Genomic DNA, 22,508 nt, shown 5'->3' with positions numbered 1-22,508 from the left:
AGCTATCTTTATAGTGTGAAAGAACAAAAAAAAATAATTCTGTTCGACGGCGTTTGCAATGTGTGCAATGGCTTTGTCCAATTTGTAATTAAAAGGGACAAAGATGACCTATTTCGCTATGCTTCCCTGCAAAGCGATATTGCCCAAAAACTACTATCGGAAAGAAAAATCGATACGCGGCGAATAGATTCAGTGGTTTTGATAGAGCCCGGAGTGGCCTACTATATCAAATCTGATGCGGCTTTGGAGATTGGCAAAGGTTTAAAAGGATATCGTACCCTTTCAAAAATGCTTGGATTGATTCCCAGTTCTTTACGAAATATCGTATACGATTTAATTGCTCGAAATCGATACTCTTGGTTCGGTAAAAAGGATGAATGTATGATTCCCACCCCAGAAATAAAGTCGAAATTCCTATAATTTCTTTAATGGATTAACATGTTTATCTTTTAAGTCATTGGTTTTGAGTATAAATACCAAAATTGTGATTATGGATGATAAAATAAAAAAAGCAGCAAGGACGGGATTCGCAGCAAAAGGTACCGTTTATTTAATAACAGGGATTTTAGCCTTCTTGGCGGCCTTTAATCTTGGCGGACAGAAAGCTGGAAAGCTAGAGGTAATCGATTTTTTGGAAAATCAACCTTTTGGAAAGTTTATATTGGTAGCCCTTGGGCTTGGCCTTTGTTGTTATGCCCTTTGGCGTTTTATTCAAAGCATCCAGGATCCAGAAAATATTGGAAATGATGGTAAGGGAACCGTTAAGCGTATTAGCTTTTTTATTAGTGGCCTAATTTATATGGGACTTGGTTTTTTCGCCATTATCAAGGCATTTTCTCAATCTGGCAGTGGTGGAGGAAGTAAATCTTCGGTGATACCCTCAGAATATCAACAATATATATTTCTAGCCTTAGGAATATGTCTTGCTGGTAAAAGTATTTATCAATTCATAAAAGCATACAAGGGAACATTTATATCAAAATTTAACCTTAAAGCTATGTCCGATAGTAAAAAACGAAAATTTATAAAAAATATGGGGTATGCAGGCCTAACCGCTCGAGGTATCCTAGTGGGTATTGTTGCTTATTTCTTTGTCACCGCCGGATTATCAATGAGCAGTGCATCGAGCGGTATGAAAGGAACTGCCGGCGCCTTCTCCTTTTTACAGCAAAACTCTTCGGGACCTTGGTTAATGGGTCTCGTTGCCGCAGGATTGGCTTGCTATGGTATTTATATGTTTACCATGTCCAAATACCGTTCTTTCCAATAAAAAACATCTGATAATAAGATATTTATAACTTATTCAAAAAAATCGTATACGATTTCAAATATTTACTTTAGATTGTTCAGAATGTAATCCAGGGTCTTGTTGGTATTGTTGTTTTGCTTATAAGCATAATTGTCGTACCTATTTTTATTCGCTAATCCAATGGTGTCCAAATGCTCGATTACACTTTCGGCATCGAAGGAAACTTTTCCGGACAGTAAAATATCCATCGGTTTATTCATAAGGTATCTTTTATAGATTTTTCTTAAACCGCTCAGGTATAATCGGTCTTTTGTAAACCCTCCTCCCCTATGAGCCCTTAAGGTTATGGTGAAGGCCTCGTTTCTGTCCAATTTATATTGGGTATGAATCATATCAAAGGTATCAGCAAAGGTGTAGCCTTTGATGAGACTATCCGAAGCCAAAACCCGGTATGCCAGTTCCTTGAGTCTCTTTAAGGTCAGCGCACCACTCATATACTCGCTAAAAACGGCCAAGCCCTCTTGGGTTTCCACATTCTTGGGAAAACCGTTTGAAAATATCTTCAAAGGTTGCTGTTCAGCATTAAAAGTGGTAACCAGGTGCACCCCTATTTCGTGATTGGCCAATGTCAATAATTGGTTTTCACTAAATTTTGTATTTCGTTTAATCAAAAGGGTTCTCGTTGCATTACTAACCATGGCATCAGCCGCTATATGTGTGGAAAACTTAATATTTAAAGGGAAGTCGTATTTACTCGAAAAGACTTCAAAATAATTCTTGGCATATTCTGGTGAATACACCTTGTCCATTAGGGGAGACACTTCCTCATCCGCAAAATGAAGGATAAACTTAGCGTTCTCGACATCTTTTTCGGTAGGTGAGCCGTACACGCGCAAGGAATTGTAATGAAATCTCTTTTTTATACCGATTGTTTCAATGCACTGCACCATATTGGAGTAATAGTAAATAATATCCTGGTACATATCCCTTAACTGTTCATCTTGGATACGTTCCAAGCGTTGTGAGAAGAACAAACGGTGTAATTTATAAGGGTGGAATTTTAATTTTGGATACCTGAACTCCGGATTTGAGGTGTATTTCGAGGCAAAGAAGGAATGTTTTTCCTTTTCGGTATTTAAAGGATTCACATAGCTTAAAAGTTCAATATTCTTGACCAATCGGTCTAAGTTGGCATCAATTTCAAAAAGACTTTGATGCTCACGAATCAGGGATGTTTTAGGAATCATATGACCTTAAAAATTCTATGGTTTGCAAAGGTATCAAATCCTTCAACTCATTATAAAAAACCACTCTTTATTCACTAATCTGTATAACGAGATTCTTTAGTCGCGAAGAAACTATTAAAAAAGGTTTAAATCACCGATCCTGGCCTTGGATAATATCTAATATAGGAATTCCAAGGTATTTATTTTAAAGCGTAGAAAAGGCTATTTTTCTATTTGGGCATCTATCAAGCTTCCGTATTCGGTCCAAGAACCGTCATAAACCGAAATATTCTCTCTATCGGCTACATAAGCCCCCAATGCCAATACACAAGCGGTGATGCCAGAGCCACACGAGAGTATCAATTCATCGTCCTTATTTGATACGCTATCAAAAATCTCTTTCAATTCCTCTTTGGATTTAAGTAAACCTTCCTTCGATAAATCGATAAAGGGCAAATTCTTTGAACTTGGAATAGTTCCGCTACGCAACCCTTTTCGGGGCTCTGGGACTTCGCCCTTAAATCTTTCAGAGGAACGTGCGTCCAAGATTATTTTCCCTTCGCTGCCCTGTGTTTTTTGCAATTCCTCTAGAGTAACAAAAAAATTGGGACGATATCTGGCTTCGAAGTTACCTTCGGATTTTTCTACTTTGTATTTTACCTCTAGAGGGTAACCCCTTTTTGACCATTCGGGCAAACCACCATCCAAAATGGCTATATTATCATGGCCAAATGCCTTGAACATATACCATGCCCTAGGACTGGAATACATACCTTTTTCATCATACACTACAATGAGGCTGTCCTTATTGATTCCTATTTTCCGAGCCTCTTTTTCAAATTGTTCTGCAGTAGGAACCGTATTGGGAAAAGGGGCATTAGGAAGGCTGAAACTATGTTTGATATCGAAAAAAACAGCATTTGGAATTTGATGTTCCGATGCAGCTCCCTCACTTGCGCCCACCTTTGGAATAGTGGCGTCCAAGATAACCAATTGAGGTAATGATAGGTTGCTATAAAGCCATTCTACATTGATTATTGTATCAGGCACTGAAATTTCCATATTTTTTAATTTAGTTCAGCAAATATCTATTGTTACGAAGTATCATTTAGCCGTACCGAGTTTTCTCATCAAGAGGGCTGCTATTTTCCTATTTGTTTAGAACATTTAAATCTATCGCCCACAAAGCCTTTGGAGAGGTCGAATTCATTTCCAAAATTCTATGTCAAACCCTTTCATTGGTTCACACATATGTTTTAGCAATGCTATAGGTAAGTTTTTCTATATCTACAACGCTCCATGTACAATACTGAAAGGCGTGTTCGGACTATTTTACTTCATCATAATGATCGTCCCAATTCTTTACCTTGGGCTTACCAAGTTTACCCACTGATTTTGCCACCATCATAGCAACGGTGGCGTCACCGGTTACATTTACTACGGTTCTGCACATATCCAATGGTCTATCCACAGCAAAAATCAAAGCCAAACCTATGGCCAATTTATCCTGAGGAAAACCGATGGATTCCAATACGATAACGAGCATAACCATGCCAGCTCCTGGTACGGCAGCAGATCCAATGGACGCTAAAAGCGCAGTGAGTACAATGGTCAACTGATTGGCAAGGGTCAGGTCAAATGCGAGGGCCTGAGCAATAAAAACAGCGGCGACTCCTTGGTAAAGACTTGTTCCATCCATATTGATGGTTGCACCTACTGGTAACACAAAACTGGATACTTCCTTATCCACGCCAATATGCTCCTCTACCCTTTCCATGGTCACGGGCAAAGTAGCCGCACTGGAGCTCGTGGAAAAGGCTAACAATTGTGCCGGACTCATTTTACTTAAAAAGGTCAAAGGGTTATATCGCGTAAAGGAGGATACTACAATGGAATAAAAGACAATCATCAAAGCCAAACCGAGAACAACCACCCCGGCATACTTCAAGAGTGCCAGTAACAGTTCAGGATCGCTGGAGGATACCACAACGCCGGCCAATAGGGCAAAAACGGCATATGGAGCAGACAGCATAATCAAATCCACCATTTTCAGCACTATATCGTTGAGCGAATCAAAGAAATCCTTCATAGGTTTCGCAGATTTTTCACCCACCAATAACATTGAGATTCCTAAAAATATAGCGAAAAAGATAACCTGAAGCATAAGACTATTGTTGGTCATTGCAGATAGGGCATTATCAGGAACCATATCCTCTAAAAACTGAAGAGGTCCAGCACCCTGCTGTCTTGAAGCTTCCTCCATTTTGGAGGTAACACCACTGTCGTTTGCATAGGTCTCGGTTAATTTAGCAATGGTTTCTTCCGAAATGCCTTCTCCCGGTTTCAAAAGATTGACCAAAACCAATCCGATCGTAATCGCAACGATGGTTGTTGCTATGTAAATAATTATGGTACGGAGACCAATATTACGGAATTTGGAAATATCCTTTAAATCGGAGATACCTTTAATCAAGGAGGCCAAAATGAGGGGAATGGCGATTAATTTTAGAAGTTTTACAAAGATGGTCCCGAACGGTTGTATCCAATCTCCGACGAAATCTTTGCCCCAATCTACTTGGGTCATCAAAAAACCAAAAAGAATGCCCAAAAGCATTCCTATAAGTATTTGCCAGTGCAATTCCAATTTACGCATTTGCTATTCTTTTGGCTCAAGATACCAAATAGAATGCAGACACGCTATACCGTTGGACTAAATTTTATTTGTTCTGGAAAGTAAGGTATAATCGGCCAGAACCAAGGCCGTCATAGCCTCAACAATGGGCACCGCCCTAGGTACTACACAAGGGTCATGCCTGCCTTTTCCTTGGGTTACCACTTTATTTCCCTCCTTATCTATAGTCTCATAGCCCTGGATTACCGTGGCAACCGGTTTAAAGGCTACATTGAAATAAATATCCATACCGTTACTAATACCTCCTTGTACGCCGCCACTGTGGTTGGTCTTGGTGGAGCCATCCGCATTAAAAGGGTCGTTGTGTTCACTTCCTTTCATGGTCACACCTTCAAACCCGCTACCATATTCAAAGCCTTTAACGGCGTTTATGGAAAGCATGGCCTTGCCCAATTCCGCATGAAGTTTATCAAAAACAGGTTCTCCCAGGCCTACGGGAACATTTTTGGCAACACAAGTGATTACGCCCCCAATGGTATCCCCATCTTTCTTTATCGCTTTGATATAATCTTCCATTTTCGATGCCATTTCTTGATCTGGACATCTAACCATATTGTCTTCGGCAGCATTAAGATCCAACTCCAAATAGCTCTTTTCCAGTTTTAGGTTCCCGACCTGCGATACAAAAGCATGTATTTCAATTCCCTTCAAAAATTGCTTGGCAATGGCACCTGCCACTACCCTACTGGCCGTTTCGCGTGCAGAACTTCGGCCGCCTCCACGGTAATCCCTAAATCCATACTTTTGGTCATATACATAATCTGCGTGGGAAGGTCTGTAGGAATCCTTGATATGTCCGTAATCCTTGGATTTTTGATTCGTGTTATGTATAGCAAACCCTATAGGGGTTCCCGTGGTTTTTCCTTCAAAGATGCCAGAGTAAATCTCAACCGTATCCGGTTCCTTTCTTTGTGTTACAATGGCGGATTGACCCGGTTTTCTTCTATCGAGGTCTTTTTGTATTAGATTGGTGTCCAGGGATATTCCTGCCGGACAACCATCCAAAACACCTCCAATGGCCCTTCCATGCGATTCACCAAACGTCGTTACCCTAAATAAGTTTCCAAAGGAATTTCCTGCCATGACCGAAATTGAAAATTGATAGCTACAAATGTAAATTTTAAAAGCTTTAAAGAAAAATATACCCTCTACTTAAACTTAAATTAACCTTGGTTTTTGGAGATAATGAAAATTTAACCTTATGCTTATCAATTGATGATATGGTAGTTAGCCTTTCCCGATACCAATAGGTTTATTTTTGTAGAAATTTCTGGGATGAAAAAGAGGAAACTGGAAATAGCCGTTATTTCCGATGTTCATTTGGGGACTTACGATTCCTATGCCGATGAACTCTTGGCTTACTTGTGCAGCATACAGCCCAAAATTCTTGTGCTAAACGGGGATATCGTGGACATATGGCAATTTAAGAAAAGTTATTTCCCAACTTCCCATTTGAATGTCATCAAGAAAATCGTTTCCATGGCTTCCAAGGGTACGGAAGTATACTATATTATGGGGAATCATGACGAAGCTCCAAAAACCTTTGCCAACATCTCCTTGGGAAATATTAAATTTTCCCGTAAGCTGGTTTTAAACCTGAATGGTAAAAAAATGTGGTTCTTTCATGGCGATGTTTTTGACATTCCATGGATAAATGGTAGGTGGATTGCCCAACTTGGGAGTTTTGGTTTCGGCCTATTGGTCACAATCAACAAATTGAACAATTGGTTTTTAAAAAGGCTTGGAAGAGAAAAATATTCCTTGGCTAATAAAATCAAAAAGGATGAAAAAAAGTCGGAAAAGTATATTTCCAATTTTGAGGACACCGTTATTGACGTGGCCATACAGAACCGCTTCGATTGCGTGATATGCGGGCACATCCATAAGCCTAAAAAGGCACTAGTTGAAAACAGTGCAGGTACCATTACCTACCTTAATTCCGGGGATTGGGTGGAAAACCTTACGGCATTGGAATATTCGCTTAAGCGATGGAAAATGTATCATTACAAAAATGACAAGCTATCCCCATTCTTTATGGACGAAGCTTTAAAAGAGATGAACATTGAGCAACTTATGGCTTCCATTGAGTTAAAGGAAGTTGAAAAAAATATTCATCCACATAAGCCCAAACTATTTTAAGGCCTTGGCCAATATACTTACTGGGTGATGGGCGATTCTTTTGGTTCCGTCAAATATTTGATGCCTACAGCTTGTACCGTTTGCAGCGATAATCGTATCGCTCGTCGCATTTTTAATGGCAGGAAACAACTTTAGCCCACCTACCTTCATGCTGATTTCATAATGTTCCCTTTCATAACCGAAGGAACCTGCCATACCGCAGCATCCGGATGGAATAATAGTCACCTTGTAGTTTTTAGGGAGATTGAGTATGTCAAAGGTTACTTTTTGGTTGCTCAAAGCCTTTTGATGGCAATGGTTGTGTATTTTAATATCTGCCATTTCTTCGGTGAACATGGATGACTCCAACACGCCCTTCTGAATCTCCCTTGCCAGGAATTCCTCTATTAAAAAGCAATTGTTTGATATAGCCTCCGCTATTTCCCTATCATTGGATAACCGCTTATATTCGTCTCTAAAGGATAAAACGGCAGAAGGCTCCAAACCAAGAACCGGCCACCCTTGTGAGGAAAAGTGATGTAACTTCCCGGTATTCCTGTCTACCAATTTTTTAGCTTGTCTCAAAAACCCTTTTGACAAATAGGTCCTTCCGCTTTCGGCATAAAAAAGTTCTACCTCGTATCCCAGTTTCACCAACAATTCTATAGCGTCCTTGCCTACCTCTACGTCCAAATATCTTGTAAACTCGTCAATATATAATACAACTTTTCGTTTTGATATAGAATATTGTTTACTAATATGTTGAAGGTGCTTATTAAAATCAACACTATAAACTTTTGGTAGGTGTCTTTCTTGGGCAACCCCGGATGTTTTCTTTAGTAACCCGCCCAATAGTTTTGAAGCATATAACGCATTGGTCAGTCCGGGAACCTTGCTACCCAATTTGTTTAAACTCGTATTGTAAGCGAACAATTTTCCTCGTAAAGGATATCCATTCGATTCTTGATATTGGTACAAAAACTCTGCTTTTAAGGTTGCGACATCCACATTGCTTGGACATTCACTGGCGCAGGCCTTGCAGCTTAGACAGAGGTCAAAAACTTCCTTGAGTTCTTTCCGGTCAAATGCATTGGATTTTTCAGGATTCGTTAGGAACTCCCTAAGGGCATTGGCCCTGCCCCTTGTGGTGTCCTTTTCGTTCTTTGTGACATGATAACTGGGGCACATACCCCCATTCATATGATGTGTCTTGCGGCAATCCCCGCTACCATTACATTTTTCGGCAGCTTTAAGTATGCCTTCACTGTCCGAAAAATCCATCAACGTGTTTATTTCTGGCTCTTTTCTATTGATTTCATACCGGAAGGATTCATCCATGGGATAGGCATCTACAATCTTCCCTGGATTAAAAATATTATTGGGGTCAAAATAGGATTTTATCCTTTTTAAAAGTTGGTAATTGTTATCACCAATCATCAAAGGTAGAAACTCCGCCCTCACGATGCCGTCCCCGTGTTCTCCGCTAAAGGATCCTTTGTATTTTTTTGTGAGTTTGGCAACATCTGTTGTAATATTCCTAAAAAGTTTAACATCCCCTGATTTTTTAAGGTTGAGTATAGGTCTTAAATGGAGCTCCCCAGCACCGGCGTGGGCATAGTATACGGCACTCTGACCATATCCTTTCATGATTTGGGTGAATTCCCCAATAAATTCTTTTAAATCTTCTACTGCAACTGCGGTATCCTCTATACAGGCAACGGCTTTCATGTCTCCCACGATATTGCCAAGCAGACCCAGTCCGGCCTTTCTCAATTCTATAGCCTTATTGATACTGTCACCAATTAGCACAGGATTCGCATAACTAAGGCCAGATTCTTCAATAGTAGCCATAAGTTTTTTGACCTCTATATCCAAAGCCTGTTCGTCATCTGCGCTTACCTGAAGCATTAACAATGCAGCCGGATCTCCTTCTACAAAGAATCGATTCGCCATTTGGGACCTGTTGTTTTTGGTGCAATCCAAAATGACCTTATCCATCATCTCGCACAAGTACAGGGAATGTTGCATTACGGGGACCACATCCATAAGACAATCCTCCAGCGTACGGTAATGGGTTACAACCATGGCCGAAAGCTTGGGCGGAAGGTCATCCAATTGTAAAGTAATTTCCGTAGTAAAGGCCAAAGTTCCTTCACTCCCACAAAGTAATTGGGCTAAATTTAGGTAAGGTTCCTGGCCTCCAAAAACTTGGGATTTTAAAAGTTCGTCTACGGCGTAACCCGTGTTTCTTCTATGAATGGATGGTTTGGGAAATTCTTTATTGATTTCATTTTGTATTTCCTTATCATCCAATTCTTTAATAACATTGGTATAAACTAAAGATTCAAATCTACTTAGAGATTTTTTTTGTTCTATTTCCGAAGAAGAAAGTCCCTTGAATTCAGCTTCGCTGCCATCGGATAGAATAGTTTTCATGGAAACCACTTTGTCCCGTGTCACCCCATATTGGATGGAAGTGGTTCCGGAGGAATTGTTGCCAACCATTCCCCCTATCATACACCTATTGGAGGTGGATGTATTTGGACCGAAGAAAAGACCAAATGGTTTCAAAAAAAGATTTAGTTCATCTCGGATTACACCAGGTTGTACCGTTACTTGTTTCCTTTCCTTATCCAAATGGATAATCTCCGTAAAGTGCCGTGACACATCTACAACTATACCGTCACCAACACATTGCCCTGCAAGTGATGTACCTGCAGTTCTTGGAATAATACCAATTTTATGCTCATTGGCAAAAGCAATAAGATTTTTAATATCATCCTTGGTCTCAGGAAAGGCTACCGCCAATGGAATTTTTCGGTATACGGAGGCATCGGTTGCATACAAGGACTTGTACAAGTCATCTACTCGTAATTCTCCCTGTAAATTCTTTTCTAAACGAGATAATAATAAATTCAAGGTAGCACAATTTTGACCGCTAAATTAAGTTTTATTGTGTGAGCGACACAACCATGATTGTCGCTTTTTGTTAATAATTTAAAACTAGAATATATGAAGATTTTAAAATTTTTATCCCTCATCGCATTTATAAGTACAATTTCCATGAGCGCCCAGGAAATATCTGACCATGCCATAGGTTTGCGTTTGGGTGACAGTGATGGTTTTGGAGCTGAAATATCCTATCAAAAATCCATTGGAAGAACAAACAGGGCAGAATTTGACCTTGGTTGGAGGGATAGTAGAAATTATGACGCCTTTAAACTGGCTGGACTTTATCAATGGGTAAGACCTATAGATGGTGGTTTTAACTGGTATTACGGTGTAGGAGGAGGAGTTGGAAGTGTTGATTTTAGTCCAGGAATACCAAATTATGACGGCGATGGCGGCCTATTCGTTTTTGCGGCAGGTGATATAGGCGTTGAATATAATTTTGATATTCCCTTGTTGCTATCCTTGGATTTTAGACCAGAAATTGGAGTGTTGGGTTACGATGGATTTTCAGATAATTTTGACTTTGATATAGGATTAGGAGTCAGATATCAATTTTAGGCAACTCAACTTTTATATACAAACCAAAGCCCTTCAGCATTTTGTTGAAGGGCTTTTTTATGCTATTATAGAATATAATTACCTTTGCACTTCATTAAAAAGATAACATGAGAAATTTACTATTGCTTTTATTTGGGTTAATACTGACCCAAAGCTGTAATCAATCACCAGAGGGGTTCACCATTAACGGTTCCTTAAGAGGTGACTTGGAAGACGGGACACAGGTTTTTTTAAAAACCATTGGTGAAGGAAATCAACCCATAGAAGTGGATACCACGACCATTAAGGAAGGTAAATTCGAGTTTACGGGCACTTCTGAAAAACCGGAGCTTTATTATATTTTTGTGGACAATACGAAAGGGTATACCGCTGTTATTCTTGAAAATGGCGAAATTGAATTCGAAGCTTCCATTGATAGCCTTGGTTTTGCAGAAATTGGAGGAACCCCTCAAAATGACTACTTCTCCAATTATATGGAAGAATCCAGAAAAATTTCACTCCAGGCGAAGTCTATTCAAGAGGATTTGCAACGAGCTACAACCTCAGGTGGAACTCCTGAAAGCATCGCAGCTTTAAGGGACGAAATGCAGGAACTCACAGAAGAATATCAGGGATTTGAAACTAAATTTGTTAAGGAAAATCCTAATGCACTCATTTCCGCATTGCTTTTGGAAAGGGCCATCAGTACCAAAACTGTTGATTCTTCTGAGGCACAGAAGTTGTACGATGCCTTTTCGGAAGAAATAAAACAGTCCAAGCCTGGGAAAAATATTATGGAGCTTTTGGATAAACTTAAACAAGCCGAGGAATCGGAGAAAAACACTTCCATTGGTGCCACGGCCCCCAACTTTTCGGGACCAAACCCGGAAGGTAAAACCTTGGAGCTAAAAAAATTGCTGGGCAAGGCCACCTTGGTTGATTTTTGGGCGGCTTGGTGCAGACCTTGTAGGGCTGAAAACCCAAATATCGTTTCAGTTTATGAAAAGTATCACGACAAAGGATTGAATATAGTGGGTGTTTCCTTGGACAGAACCGCTGATGCTTGGAAAAAAGCCATTGAAGATGATGGGTTAGATTGGAACCACATTTCTAATATTGCCTATTTTGATGATGAAATTGCCAAACTTTATAATGTAGAAGCCATTCCCGCTGCTTTCTTATTGGATGAAAATGGAGTAATCGTGGCAAAAGACTTACGTGGCCCTGCTTTGGAGCAAAAAGTGGCCGAGCTGCTAAACTAACAGTGCATTTGCTAGAATAAAAAAGCCCGAACGGATAAGTCGTTCGGGCTTTTTTTATATGATTATGCTTTTAAAAAATTATTGGAATTTATTTCTAATATCCCTAAAAGTTCCAGTGACATTTGTATCGCCATTCCTTATTACTCTTCCAAAGATATTAACTACGGAATCCTCTCCAATAAATTCAATTGTGGCGCCATCGTTCAAGACTAAATCTCCATAGATAGCAAGATTACCTTCTACTCGTAACTTGGCTCCATTATTTACATTTACGTTTCTCTTCCTGTTATTACGTCCTACCACAAATGTTCCGTTCATCTCAAAAAGCCCATCTTGGTTAATATTGACATTTTCTTTTACTGTCCATGATCCGCAAAGTAATAGTGAACCACCTATATTTAAACTATTAAACCTTTTAGAACCACGAAAAGATAGGTTTTCACCCCCATTCACATTAAGGTTAGCACTTCCAGAATAGGCTATTAAATCGGAGCAACGAGCTGCCAAACTTTCATCTGGCCTATTCAATTTAATAATTTGCAATCCTTCCAATCCGGAAGCTGCAAAAATATAGTCATCCTTTGAGGCTACAAAATTTATGGAACCCTCTAACTGAATGATTCCAACTAGGCTGGTGTCTGCATTCTCTTTGTCCTCAGAAAGGCACAGGCCTGCACCACCGTTGGCCATCAAAAGCACATTTTCGTTTGTTGCCACGGCATTGGTCACCACATCGGCATCATCAACGGTCTCCGGATCCAGTAAAATAGGAACATACTCTACAAAATTACCTGTACTTCCATTATAAACGCCAGCTCCTTTGGAACCTTCCGAAACGATAATGTTTTCACCGTAAAAATCAAGGGTTCTCTTTGTATTTACTCCAAAATCCGAATCTATGGCAATATCCTTTACCGTGTTCAGACTTTGGTCTAAAATGGATACCCCGGCACTTGCATCCAATACAGCTATGTTCGTTTCGTTAGCAGCTACTGCCCTTAAATCGGCGTATGGTGCTTCTACGACCATAGTTAAGTCGGACTTGTTGTATACGCGTACAAAGCCTTCCTGACCACTGGTAACAATTACTTTATCCGATACCACTTCTACATCTGTGGCATTGTAACCGTCCTGAAATCCGTAGGTTATACCAGCATCTAAGTCAAAACTTCCATTAGGAGCATAAATTTTAGCTACAAAAGAATTGGCCGTTGCCGTTACTGAAAGTTCAGAGTCTACACCACCTGCTAAGTATACATATCCGTTGTCATAGTCTACGGCGTTGATATCAGCATTTGTGTAATACAAACGTGATGTCACCCTTGGATTTCTTGGGTTTTTAACATTTATGATATCTACGGCTCCTACAAAGCCAGCATCAACCGTATTATAGGAAACATAAGCATAATCCCCATCAACTACTACATGGGATGCCGTTAGATTTTCGCCACCCTGAAACGTGGGGACATCTACCTGGGCTACCAAAGTCAATGGATAATCCCCAGCGGGTTGTGCTTTTGCACTCGAGGCATACTTACCCGTAATCGTAGCTTCATCCAATATATCAAGTACACCGGCCTTGTCATACATGATACTATTTTCTAAAATTACTTCATTGGACTCCAATCTTAAATTTTCTTTATTGTTGGGGTCTTCATAAACAGTCGTTTCATCACTACAGGAAAAAAATATTGAGTTTATTGCAGCGATTAAAATGGGGAATCTTCTTATCATGGGTAAAAGAGTTTGGTTTTTATTTAGTTTCTAAACAACGAACCGACCTCTTTTTCCTTATGATATACTTGACTTTTTCGATGAAATGCAATAAAAAATACCTAATTCGATTTTTCTTGTAAGAATAGTATTACTTAATTTAATTTTCCTAGTTTGGCTAGAATAAACAATAGAATAATGGGAAGTGCCAATAAGATGACCATAAGCGTATCCGTTCCCAGAAGACTGGGCATAAATAGTAGTGTTGTTAAATAACCACCAACCGCTCCACCAAAATGTGCCGTGTGGCCAATATTGCCCAAACGACTTTTCATGCCATAAATGGAATAGAGTAAATATCCAATACCAAGAACATAGGCAGGTATGGGTATGGGTATGAACATCAAATACAAACTGTCATTAGGTTGTAGTAATATGGCAGAGTACAAAACACCAGTCACAGCTCCACTGGCCCCTACTGCACTATAATAAGGTTCGTCTTTATGAAAAAATAAGGCCAAAAGGCTTCCTGCCAAAAGGCTTATGAAATATATGGCAATGAATTTCCCTTGTCCAAACCAACCTATGACCACATCTGCGAAAAAATACAAGGTGAACATATTAAAAAAGAGGTGGGCTATGTCTACATGAAGAAATCCCGAGGTAAGCATTCTTTCTTTTTGACCGCTTTTAATTGCCCCTATACTGAATTTATAACGGTCAAAGAAAAAGGTATCGTTAAACCCTTTGAGGGATACAATGATGTTCGCAGCTATAACGGCTATGGTGGCAATGTCCAAGTTATACATACAGTTCCATAATTATTGGCCTCAAATATAGCTATATTTGCCCTTATATTAGAAGGTATGCAACTGCTGGTTTTTATTTTAGTCTATCCATTTTTATGGCTAATTTCCATTCTACCCCATCGGATATTTTATGGCTTTTCCGATTTCGTGTTTTTTTTGGTCTATAAAGTAATCGGATACCGAAGAAAGGTGGTTCAGGAAAACCTGAATCTTGTGTTTCCGGAGAAAGGCCAGGATGAGATTCATCGCATAGAACGCAAATTCTATAAACACATGTGTGATATGTTCCTCGAAATGGTAAAGACCATGAATTTGACCAAAGACCAGATTAAAAAAAAATACAATGTACTCAATATTGAAGTGATCAATAATCTTGAAAAAAAACGTAGTATTTTGGTGGTTTGCTCACATTATGCCAATTGGGAATGGACCGTGAGCATGAATAATTATGTACAAGCCAAGGGTTACGCCGTTTATCAAAAAATAGGTAATAAATATTTTGATCGGTTCATTAAAAAGGTGAGGGAACGATGGAATACTACTTTAATCACCCAACAACAAACGGTTAAAACGGTAGTTAGGGATAAACGAGATGGGGTCATTGGTATTTTCGGTATGGTCAGTGATCAATCCCCTCAGGCCCATAGGGCACAATATTGGTCGGAATTTATGGGTGTAAAGGTCCCTATTTTCAACGGAGCGGAAACCATGGCGCGAAAATTAGGTTTGGCCGTTGTTTTTCTGAAGGTCAGTAAGGTGAAACGGGGCTACTACCAAGCGGAATTCATCCCCATTACCGAGAATGGGAAAGATACCGAAGAAAATGAAATCACCGAAACCTTTCTAAGGTTGACGGAACAACAGATAAAAGAAAGACCCGAGCACTACTTATGGACACATAAGAGGTGGAAACACAGGGATAAAACCCCAGCTCACTTTGCCAAGGTGACTTAGTTAAACCCTCTTTTAAAGTGCTACCTACTGACGAATTATTCTGTTAAAATCTTATATTTAAAGGGTATTTTGAGCAACAGAATTTTAAGGTATGGAATTTTTTGAAACGATTTACAACGAAATCATTGGTTTTTTGGGAATTTCCCAAGCTTGGGAAATCATTAAATCGGGTGATTATAGTTCCTTTAGAACTTTTGAGGGTGTACAAAGCCTGATTTTCCCAATTATACCATTATTGGTATTATTGGAGTTCATTTTAGGACTTGTTTATAAAAAGCCACAGACCAAGGTTTACAAGGTCAATTTTCTAATATATGTTTTTAACCGATTCGTCGGTAGGTTTATCGCAATCGCAATGGTAACCCTTTGTATCGGTTGGTTTGAGCCCTATGCCTTGATTAAAACTGGCCCAACGTGGTATTGGTTTATATATGCCTATATCGTATGGGAGTTCGGACATTTTATTTATCATTATCTTGGACATAAGGTTCGATTGTTTTGGTGTTTACACGCTACCCACCATACCCCGGAGGACATGAACCTATCGGTCACGTATGCACATTTTTTCCTTGAAGCACCTTATGCCGATGTTATACGTACGACCGTGTGTTTACTATTAGGAGTGGAACCCGCTATGTTATTTTTGATCATGTTCATAGATGGTACCTATGGCGCTTTCATACATGTGGGCGAAAACATGATTAAAGATGCCCGATTCGGATTTTTGAACAAAATTATGCTGACGCCTTCCCATCATCGGGTTCATCATGCCCGAAATCCGCTGTATATGGATACAAATTTTTGTAATTTGTTGAATATCTGGGATCGGGTTTTTGGAACCTACCAAGAAGAACAACCCGATACCAAACCAGAATATGGCATTACCCGGAAGGTAAATTCCGGTAATTTTATGGATGTATATTTTGGTGAATTTATAGCTTTAGGCAGGGATATAGTGAAGGCCCCAGGAATTAAAAATAAGCTCGCCTATATTTTTATGCCCCCTGGATGGAGCCATACAGGGGAACATAAAACATTTAAAATTGTAAGATCTGAATATTTAACAGGAAAGACTTAGATTCCTGCCACTTCCTTTATTTCACTAATAATTCGGTCTGCCAGTGAATCCGCTTCGGTCTGACTTTTCGCTTCGGTATAAATTCTGATGATGGGCTCCGTATTCGATTTTCTCAAATGCACCCAGTTATCCGCAAAATCAATTTTTACCCCATCAATGGTGGAAATTTCTTCATCTTTATATTTGTCGGCCATCGCACTTAATATTCCGTCAACATCAAGCCCTGGAGTAAGTTCAATTTTCTTTTTGCTCATAAAATAACTTGGGTAGCTGGCCCTAAGTTCGGCCACTGTTCCCCCTTTTTCAGACATCAACATCAGAAATAAAGCCGTACCTACCAAGGCATCGCGTCCATAATGGCTTTCGGGATAAATGATACCTCCATTTCCTTCTCCACCAATAATCGCATTATTCGCCTTCATTTTGGTCACCACATTGACTTCTCCAACCGCCGCGGCCTCGTATGTTCCTCCATGTTTTTGGGTAATATCCCTTAATGCCCTGGATGAAGATAGGTTGGAAACCGTATCTCCTTTTGTTTTACCAAGAACATAATCCGCACAGGCTACCAAAGTATATTCTTCACCGAACATTTCACCATCATTGCTAATAAAGGCCAATCGGTCAACATCAGGGTCTACCACGATACCAAAATCGGCCTTTTCTTCAACGACCAATTTGCATATATCTCCCAGGTGTTCCTTTAAAGGCTCCGGGTTATGGGGAAAGTGGCCCGTAGGCTCACAATACAATTTTACGACCTTTACTCCCAGTTCCTTTAAAAGCTTTGGAATAGCAACTCCCCCTGTAGAATTGACCCCATCTACAACAACCTTGAATTTTGCTTTTTTGATGACATCTGCATCCACCAGGGATAGGTTTAGAACTTCATCGATATGTATATCGATATAACTATCATTTTTAATAATTTCGCCCAATTCGTCCACTTCGGAAAAATCAAAATCCTCCTTTTCTGCTATTTCCAAAATTTTAGCACCTTGGGCTGCGTCCAAAAATTCTCCTCGCTCGTTCAACAACTTTAGGGCGTTCCATTGTTTTGGGTTATGACTAGCGGTAAGTATGATTCCCCCATCCGCCTTTTCCAAAGGAACGGCTATTTCTACGGTAGGGGTGGTGGACAAATCCAAATCTATGACATCGATTCCAAGTCCTACAAGGGTAGAAACAACAAGATTTTGGATCATTTCACCAGAAAGTCGGGCATCTCGGCCAATCACCACTTTTAATTTGTCCTTTTTGGAATAATCCTTAAGCCAAATACCATAAGAAGCTGCAAATTTAACCGCGTCTATAGGTGTTAAGTTATCGCCCGGCTTGCCTCCAATTGTTCCTCGTATTCCTGAAATTGATTTTATTAGTGTCATTATTTGAATTAAGTTTTTGCAAATATAAAGCTCTAAGGTTATTTGAAAGTTTACCAATTCGTAAATTCGACTTTTATAGAAAAATATTAGCTGAATGAACTTCTTGGCCCATATTTATCTTTCCTTTAATGATAAGGAAATTACCATTGGTAATTTTATTGCGGACAGTATCCGGGGAAACAAGTTTCGGCACTTACCATACAGAATTCAACAGGGCATTCAATTGCACCGCTCCATAGATACCTTTACGGACACGCATAAAATTCCCAAACTGAGCAGTAAGCGCCTTCATAAGAACTACGGCCACTATAGTAGGGTAATCGTAGATATTTTTTATGACCATTTTTTAGCCAAAAATTGGAAGGAATACTCCAATATTCCTTTGGAACACTTTGTGGACGAATTTTATGACTTGTTGGAAGAATATTATGATTATCTGCCAGACGGCACCAAACATATGATGCCTTACATGATTTCCGATAATTGGTTGTTGAATTATTCTAAAATGGATGGAATCGCAAGAGTTCTAAATGGAATGAACCGTAGAACCCGCAACAGGTCAAAAATGAATTTTGCCATTTTGGACCTGGAGGAATATTATGACGATTTTGAAAAAGAGTTTACCCTGTTTTTTGAAGAATTGGTTATCTTTTCCAAACACAAATACAATTCTTTAAAACCAATTTAAATCAACCTAATAGAACTTTAAATGAAAAAACTTTCCTTTCTTTTTCTTGGCTTATTAGTATTAACAAATTGCAGAAAGTCAGCTTCCGATCCAACTGGTTTAGTTACCGATAAGGCCATGGTGGTCTCAGCTCGTGAGGAGGCCTCCAAAATTGGTGTGGAAATCATGAAAAAGGGGGGCAATGCCTTTGACGCTATGGTAGCGACGGAAATGGCCCTAGTAGTAGCGTATCCCTTTGCTGGAAATCTTGGGGGTGGTGGATTTATGGTTTACCGAAAGGCAGATGGAGACGTTGGTGGTTTGGACTATAGGGAAAAAGCCCCCTTAGCAGGACACAAGGATATGTATTTGGATTCTCTTGGCAATGTAATTCCCAATATGAGTACCGTGGGCGCCACTGCTGTCGGTGTACCGGGTACCGTTGCGGGTATTATAGAGGTTCATAAAAAATTTGGTTCCCTTCCCTTGGAAGAAATATTTGAACCCGTAATCGCACTGGCCGAAAAAGGGGTTCCCGTTACCGCCAACCAAGAAAGAAGATTAGCTAGCCAACGGGACAAGTTTATAGAAGTTAATGGCGATAGCACAAAATTTGCAACAGTTTACAAGGAAGGAGATATTATCAAATATCCTGCTTTGGCCAATACGATGCGAAAGATTGCTGAGCAGGGACGCGACGGATTCTACAAAGGGGAAACCGCTCAAAAATTGGCGGCCTTCATTCAGGAACATGGAGGATTTATTACCGAAGAGGATTTAGAAAAGTACCAAGCGGTATGGAGGCAACCTATTATATTCAATTATAAAGATCTACGAATCATATCCATGAGTCCTCCAAGTAGCGGGGGAGTGACAATCAATCAAATATTCAAGATGATAGAACCCTATGATGTTGCCGATTTTGGACATAATTCTGCTAAGACCGTTCAATTGTTTACCGAAGCTGCACGTAGAGCGTATGCGGACCGTAACTATTATCTTGGAGACCCTGATTTTGTGGATATACCTTTGGATGTACTGTTATCCAATGCTTACTTGGAGGAACGCATGAAGAACTTTTCTTTTGAAAAGGCCACTAAATCCTCGGATGTAGAACGTGGTAATGTAGAGATTGTAGAAAGTATGGAGACCACCCACTACTCTATCGTTGATGCCGAAGGCAATGCCGTCTCGGTCACCACAACCTTGAACGGAGCCTATGGTTCCAAGCTATATTCTGACGAACTGGGATTTTTTCTCAATAATGAAATGGATGATTTTAGTGCAAAGCCTGGCGTTCCCAATATGTTTGGTTTAATAGGTGCGGAAGCCAATAGTATTGCACCCGAAAAACGAATGTTGAGTAGTATGACTCCTACCATAGTGGAAAAGGATGGTAAACTTTGGATGGTAGTAGGTACTCCGGGTGGTTCTACCATAATAACAGCAGTGGCCCAAACCATTTTGAACGCCTATGAGTTTGATATGAGCATGCAGGAAGCGGTTAACGCTCCACGTTTTCATCATCAATGGTTGCCGGACATGGTCATTTTTGAACCGGAAGGATTTCCGGATACCCTTAAGGAAGAAATGAAATCCAAAGGATATATCATTAACGAAGAAAGAACTCCTATAATAGGAAAAGTGGATGCCATTCGGGTTTTACCCGATGGAAAACTGGAAGGTGGTGCCGATAAGCGAGGTGACGATGCCGCAGTTGGATATTAAATTCAAGTGTCAAACTCAAATTCAAGTACAAGTACAAGCTCAAAATGAAAAGTTTTAATTTTCCTATAACCAACAATCGGCAACCAATAGCGAACAGCAAATAGTAAAAAATATGCTTAAAAAATTATTACGAATCCTAGGTATTATTGTTTTAGTAATCGTAATCGCCTTTGGAACAATCTATGCCTTATACAACGAACCCTTGCCAGAAGGCAGGTCGGGACCGGAGGCGGATGCCCTGGCCCAAAAAATGTTGAACTCCTTAAACTATGATCAATATAAAAACACCCGATTCATTGAATGGTCTTTTAGGGATGGCTCCCATTTATATAAGTGGGACAGGAATAATAAAAAGGTGGAGGTCCAATGGGACGATTACAGAGTCAATTTGGACCTCATTGCTACAGAATCCAGTATAGGATATAGAAACGGAGAACGACTAAATGCCAAAGAGAACGAGGATGTCATAGAAGATGCCGTTTCCATGTTCAACAATGATTCCTTTTGGTTGGTGGCACCGTACAAGGTTTTTGACCCTGGAACGCGGCGGGAAGTGGTCGCTTTAGAAGATGGTTCGGAAGGTTTGTTGGTTACCTTCAACAGTGGTGGCACTACTCCGGGGGATTCCTATTTATGGATTTTACAACCTAGTGGATTCCCTAAAAGTTTTAAAATGTGGGTGAAAATTATACCTATAGGGGGTGTTGAAGCTACTTGGGACGATTGGCTGGTTACCGATAGTGGCGCATTTCTGCCCAAGACCCATGTCATGGGACCTTTAGAAATTTCCATGGGCGATGTTAGAGGGTATAATCGATAGTCTAAAAAATCAAACACAAATTCAAGTACAAATCCTAATAAACAAATTAAAAATTCCAACTGCCAAAACAATGGAAATTAAACTTTTAGCTGAAAAGGATTTAACCCAGGATTTACAGGAACAACTATCCAAGTTATACCTGCAGCTTAATTCCGAACTGAAACAGCTTTCCTTGGAAGAAATATTATATGACGAAGAATATATTGATATAGCCGCCTGTTTTGATGACGACAAACTTGTTGGTATCGCGATGATGGTCAATTACAAAGTAGTTTCGGGGCACAAAGGAATGATAGAGGATGTTATTGTATCAGAAAATTACAGAGGACAGGGAATCGGAAGAAAACTCATGGAAGTATTACTTCAACAAGCTAAAAAAAGAAAGCTTGATGATGTGCTCCTTTTCAGCGGTCATCATCGAACTGCCGCCATCAGTCTCTATAAAAGTTTAGGCTTTACTTTAAAGAACAGCGGACTTTACATTAAAAAATTGGATTAGCACCTATACTTTCTTAACGTGTTGCAATTGACTTTTGAGCTCTTGCATGGATTCCTGTAACTGTCGTAAAAGGCCACTATCAGTGGTTGCATCTACATTGAAGGTAATCTTACTACTTACTTCCCATATCTCCTGAATCAAAAAGGGTTTTATTTCGTATGGTGGATATGTTTCGTTCAAGGAAACCAAGGTAATATTGTTGGAATTTGGTCTTTTTTCAATTTTTTTGACCATGACCGAATCCTGTAATACCACCACGTACATTTTGTTGGCACTCACATGGTCAATATGTTCTATGGCCCTGGCCAAAACCCACTCGCCAGGTCTAAGATTGGGAAGCATACTATCTCCTTCCACTTGAAAGCCACGATATGTAGCGTTCCTAAATTCTGGTATTGGCAAATCAAACGCTGGTAGCTGTTGGTACCAACTCGTATCTGAAATGTTTTGGGGATATCCGGCGGCGGCCTTTGCATTAACTAAAACCATATTGTCACGGTCGGCGCTATCTACAGTAACCACTTTGGGAATCACACTTACTTGGGAAGTTTCTAAATATTGGTTGTCGCTTTCCCCAAACAACCACAAGGGGTTAATCTTAAACTGTTTCAGAAGCTCCGAGACCACTTTTCCGGATAGTTTGGTCCTTCCCCTTTCAATATCAGCAGTCGTATTTTTAATGCCTAAAAGCTCGGCAAATTCAGCTTGGGTGTATCCTAGTTCCCTGCGGATATCAATAAATCTTTTGAGCGTCAGTTCATTTTCCATATTCAAATATAGTCAATATGGATTATTTCCAAAATAAAATATGGATTATTT

20 protein-coding genes are annotated in these 22,508 nt (G+C 39.8%); 11 read left to right on the top strand and 9 right to left on the bottom strand.

Annotated elements, in window-relative coordinates; all coding sequences use genetic code 11:
* Positions 1 to 15: 15 nt before the first annotated feature.
* Positions 16 to 420 carry a thiol-disulfide oxidoreductase DCC family protein gene (locus CJ263_RS18545; protein WP_229702436.1) on the top strand — a complete coding sequence of 135 codons (405 nt, stop codon included), beginning with the start codon at positions 16 to 18 and terminating at the stop codon, positions 418 to 420.
* Positions 421 to 490: 70 nt separating this feature from the next.
* On the top strand, positions 491 to 1,270 hold the full coding sequence (locus CJ263_RS18540; protein ID WP_094999313.1) for a DUF1206 domain-containing protein: 780 nt from the start codon (positions 491 to 493) through the stop codon (positions 1,268 to 1,270).
* A gap of 62 nt (positions 1,271 to 1,332) precedes the next feature.
* Here the strand turns inward: CJ263_RS18540 and CJ263_RS18535 are convergent, their stop codons facing one another.
* From CJ263_RS18535 to aroC, 4 genes are all read right to left on the bottom strand, one after another.
* Positions 1,333 to 2,496, bottom strand: coding sequence for a flavohemoglobin expression-modulating QEGLA motif protein (locus CJ263_RS18535; protein ID WP_094998638.1), 1,164 nt, complete (start codon positions 2,494 to 2,496; stop codon positions 1,333 to 1,335).
* A gap of 201 nt (positions 2,497 to 2,697) precedes the next feature.
* Positions 2,698 to 3,537, bottom strand: a complete 840-nt coding sequence (locus tag CJ263_RS18530) for a sulfurtransferase (protein ID WP_094998637.1) — start codon at positions 3,535 to 3,537, stop codon at positions 2,698 to 2,700.
* Positions 3,538 to 3,802: 265 nt separating this feature from the next.
* Positions 3,803 to 5,128, bottom strand: coding sequence for a dicarboxylate/amino acid:cation symporter (locus tag CJ263_RS18525; RefSeq protein ID WP_094998636.1), 1,326 nt, complete (start codon positions 5,126 to 5,128; stop codon positions 3,803 to 3,805).
* 57 nt (positions 5,129 to 5,185) lie between these two features.
* The gene (aroC, locus tag CJ263_RS18520) at positions 5,186 to 6,250 is read right to left on the bottom strand and encodes a chorismate synthase (protein ID WP_094998635.1); all 1,065 of its coding nucleotides are present in this window, start codon (positions 6,248 to 6,250) and stop codon (positions 5,186 to 5,188) included.
* A 192-nt stretch (positions 6,251 to 6,442) separates the two neighbouring features.
* Here aroC and CJ263_RS18515 point away from each other — a divergent pair, with 192 nt between their 5' ends.
* Complete coding sequence (locus CJ263_RS18515; protein WP_094998634.1) at positions 6,443 to 7,306, top strand: UDP-2,3-diacylglucosamine diphosphatase; 864 nt, start codon at positions 6,443 to 6,445, stop codon at positions 7,304 to 7,306.
* Here CJ263_RS18515 and CJ263_RS18510 read toward each other — a convergent pair.
* The gene (locus CJ263_RS18510; RefSeq protein WP_094998633.1) at positions 7,298 to 10,204 is read right to left on the bottom strand and encodes an FAD-binding and (Fe-S)-binding domain-containing protein; all 2,907 of its coding nucleotides are present in this window, start codon (positions 10,202 to 10,204) and stop codon (positions 7,298 to 7,300) included. The genes CJ263_RS18515 and CJ263_RS18510 overlap by 9 nt on opposite strands.
* A gap of 93 nt (positions 10,205 to 10,297) precedes the next feature.
* Here CJ263_RS18510 and CJ263_RS18505 point away from each other — a divergent pair, with 93 nt between their 5' ends.
* Both CJ263_RS18505 and CJ263_RS18500 read left to right on the top strand, forming a co-directional pair.
* Complete coding sequence (locus CJ263_RS18505; RefSeq protein ID WP_094998632.1) at positions 10,298 to 10,795, top strand: hypothetical protein; 498 nt, start codon at positions 10,298 to 10,300, stop codon at positions 10,793 to 10,795.
* 107 nt (positions 10,796 to 10,902) lie between these two features.
* The gene (locus CJ263_RS18500; RefSeq protein ID WP_094998631.1) at positions 10,903 to 12,036 is read left to right on the top strand and encodes a TlpA disulfide reductase family protein; all 1,134 of its coding nucleotides are present in this window, start codon (positions 10,903 to 10,905) and stop codon (positions 12,034 to 12,036) included.
* 78 nt (positions 12,037 to 12,114) lie between these two features.
* On the opposite strand, the gene CJ263_RS18495 is transcribed toward CJ263_RS18500, so the two are convergent.
* Positions 12,115 to 13,770, bottom strand: a complete 1,656-nt coding sequence (locus CJ263_RS18495) for an LVIVD repeat-containing protein (RefSeq protein WP_094998630.1) — start codon at positions 13,768 to 13,770, stop codon at positions 12,115 to 12,117.
* A 134-nt stretch (positions 13,771 to 13,904) separates the two neighbouring features.
* Positions 13,905 to 14,558, bottom strand: a complete 654-nt coding sequence (locus tag CJ263_RS18490; protein WP_094998629.1) for a rhomboid family intramembrane serine protease — start codon at positions 14,556 to 14,558, stop codon at positions 13,905 to 13,907.
* 57 nt (positions 14,559 to 14,615) lie between these two features.
* On the opposite strand from CJ263_RS18490, the gene CJ263_RS18485 reads away from it, so the two are divergent.
* Together CJ263_RS18485 and CJ263_RS18480 are read left to right on the top strand one after the other, a co-directional pair.
* Positions 14,616 to 15,512, top strand: coding sequence for a lysophospholipid acyltransferase family protein (locus CJ263_RS18485; protein ID WP_094998628.1), 897 nt, complete (start codon positions 14,616 to 14,618; stop codon positions 15,510 to 15,512).
* Between the two features lie 91 nt (positions 15,513 to 15,603).
* Complete coding sequence (locus CJ263_RS18480) at positions 15,604 to 16,590, top strand: sterol desaturase family protein (protein ID WP_094998627.1); 987 nt, start codon at positions 15,604 to 15,606, stop codon at positions 16,588 to 16,590.
* On the opposite strand, the gene glmM is transcribed toward CJ263_RS18480, so the two are convergent.
* The gene (gene glmM, locus CJ263_RS18475; RefSeq protein WP_094998626.1) at positions 16,587 to 17,975 is read right to left on the bottom strand and encodes a phosphoglucosamine mutase; all 1,389 of its coding nucleotides are present in this window, start codon (positions 17,973 to 17,975) and stop codon (positions 16,587 to 16,589) included. The two genes, CJ263_RS18480 and glmM, sit on opposite strands and share 4 nt — an antisense overlap.
* 94 nt (positions 17,976 to 18,069) lie before the next feature.
* Between glmM and CJ263_RS18470 the strand changes: the two genes are divergently transcribed.
* The 4 genes from CJ263_RS18470 (at position 18,070) to CJ263_RS18455 (ending at position 21,689) form a co-directional block, all read left to right on the top strand.
* A complete protein-coding gene (locus CJ263_RS18470) occupies positions 18,070 to 18,663 on the top strand; it encodes an acyl carrier protein phosphodiesterase (RefSeq protein WP_094998625.1) in 594 nt (197 codons plus the stop codon).
* 21 nt (positions 18,664 to 18,684) lie between these two features.
* Positions 18,685 to 20,370: a gamma-glutamyltransferase gene (gene ggt, locus CJ263_RS18465; RefSeq protein WP_094998624.1), complete on the top strand. Its 1,686-nt coding sequence runs from the start codon at positions 18,685 to 18,687 to the stop codon at positions 20,368 to 20,370.
* 112 nt (positions 20,371 to 20,482) lie between these two features.
* A complete protein-coding gene (locus CJ263_RS18460; RefSeq protein ID WP_094998623.1) occupies positions 20,483 to 21,190 on the top strand; it encodes a hypothetical protein in 708 nt (235 codons plus the stop codon).
* A 70-nt stretch (positions 21,191 to 21,260) separates the two neighbouring features.
* Entirely contained in the window at positions 21,261 to 21,689 is a 429-nt protein-coding gene (locus CJ263_RS18455) for a GNAT family N-acetyltransferase (RefSeq protein ID WP_094999312.1), read from the top strand.
* 3 nt (positions 21,690 to 21,692) lie between these two features.
* Here CJ263_RS18455 and CJ263_RS18450 read toward each other — a convergent pair whose 3' ends face one another.
* Positions 21,693 to 22,457 carry an XRE family transcriptional regulator gene (locus CJ263_RS18450; protein WP_094998622.1) on the bottom strand — a complete coding sequence of 255 codons (765 nt, stop codon included), beginning with the start codon at positions 22,455 to 22,457 and terminating at the stop codon, positions 21,693 to 21,695.
* Positions 22,458 to 22,508: the final 51 nt, after the last annotated feature.

Origin of the sequence: Maribacter cobaltidurans (genome assembly GCF_002269385.1) — a bacterium.
GTDB lineage: Bacteria > Bacteroidota > Bacteroidia > Flavobacteriales > Flavobacteriaceae > Maribacter > Maribacter cobaltidurans.
Note: the sequence above shows the minus strand (reverse complement) of the source record. Positions and strands in the feature narration are given on the sequence as shown.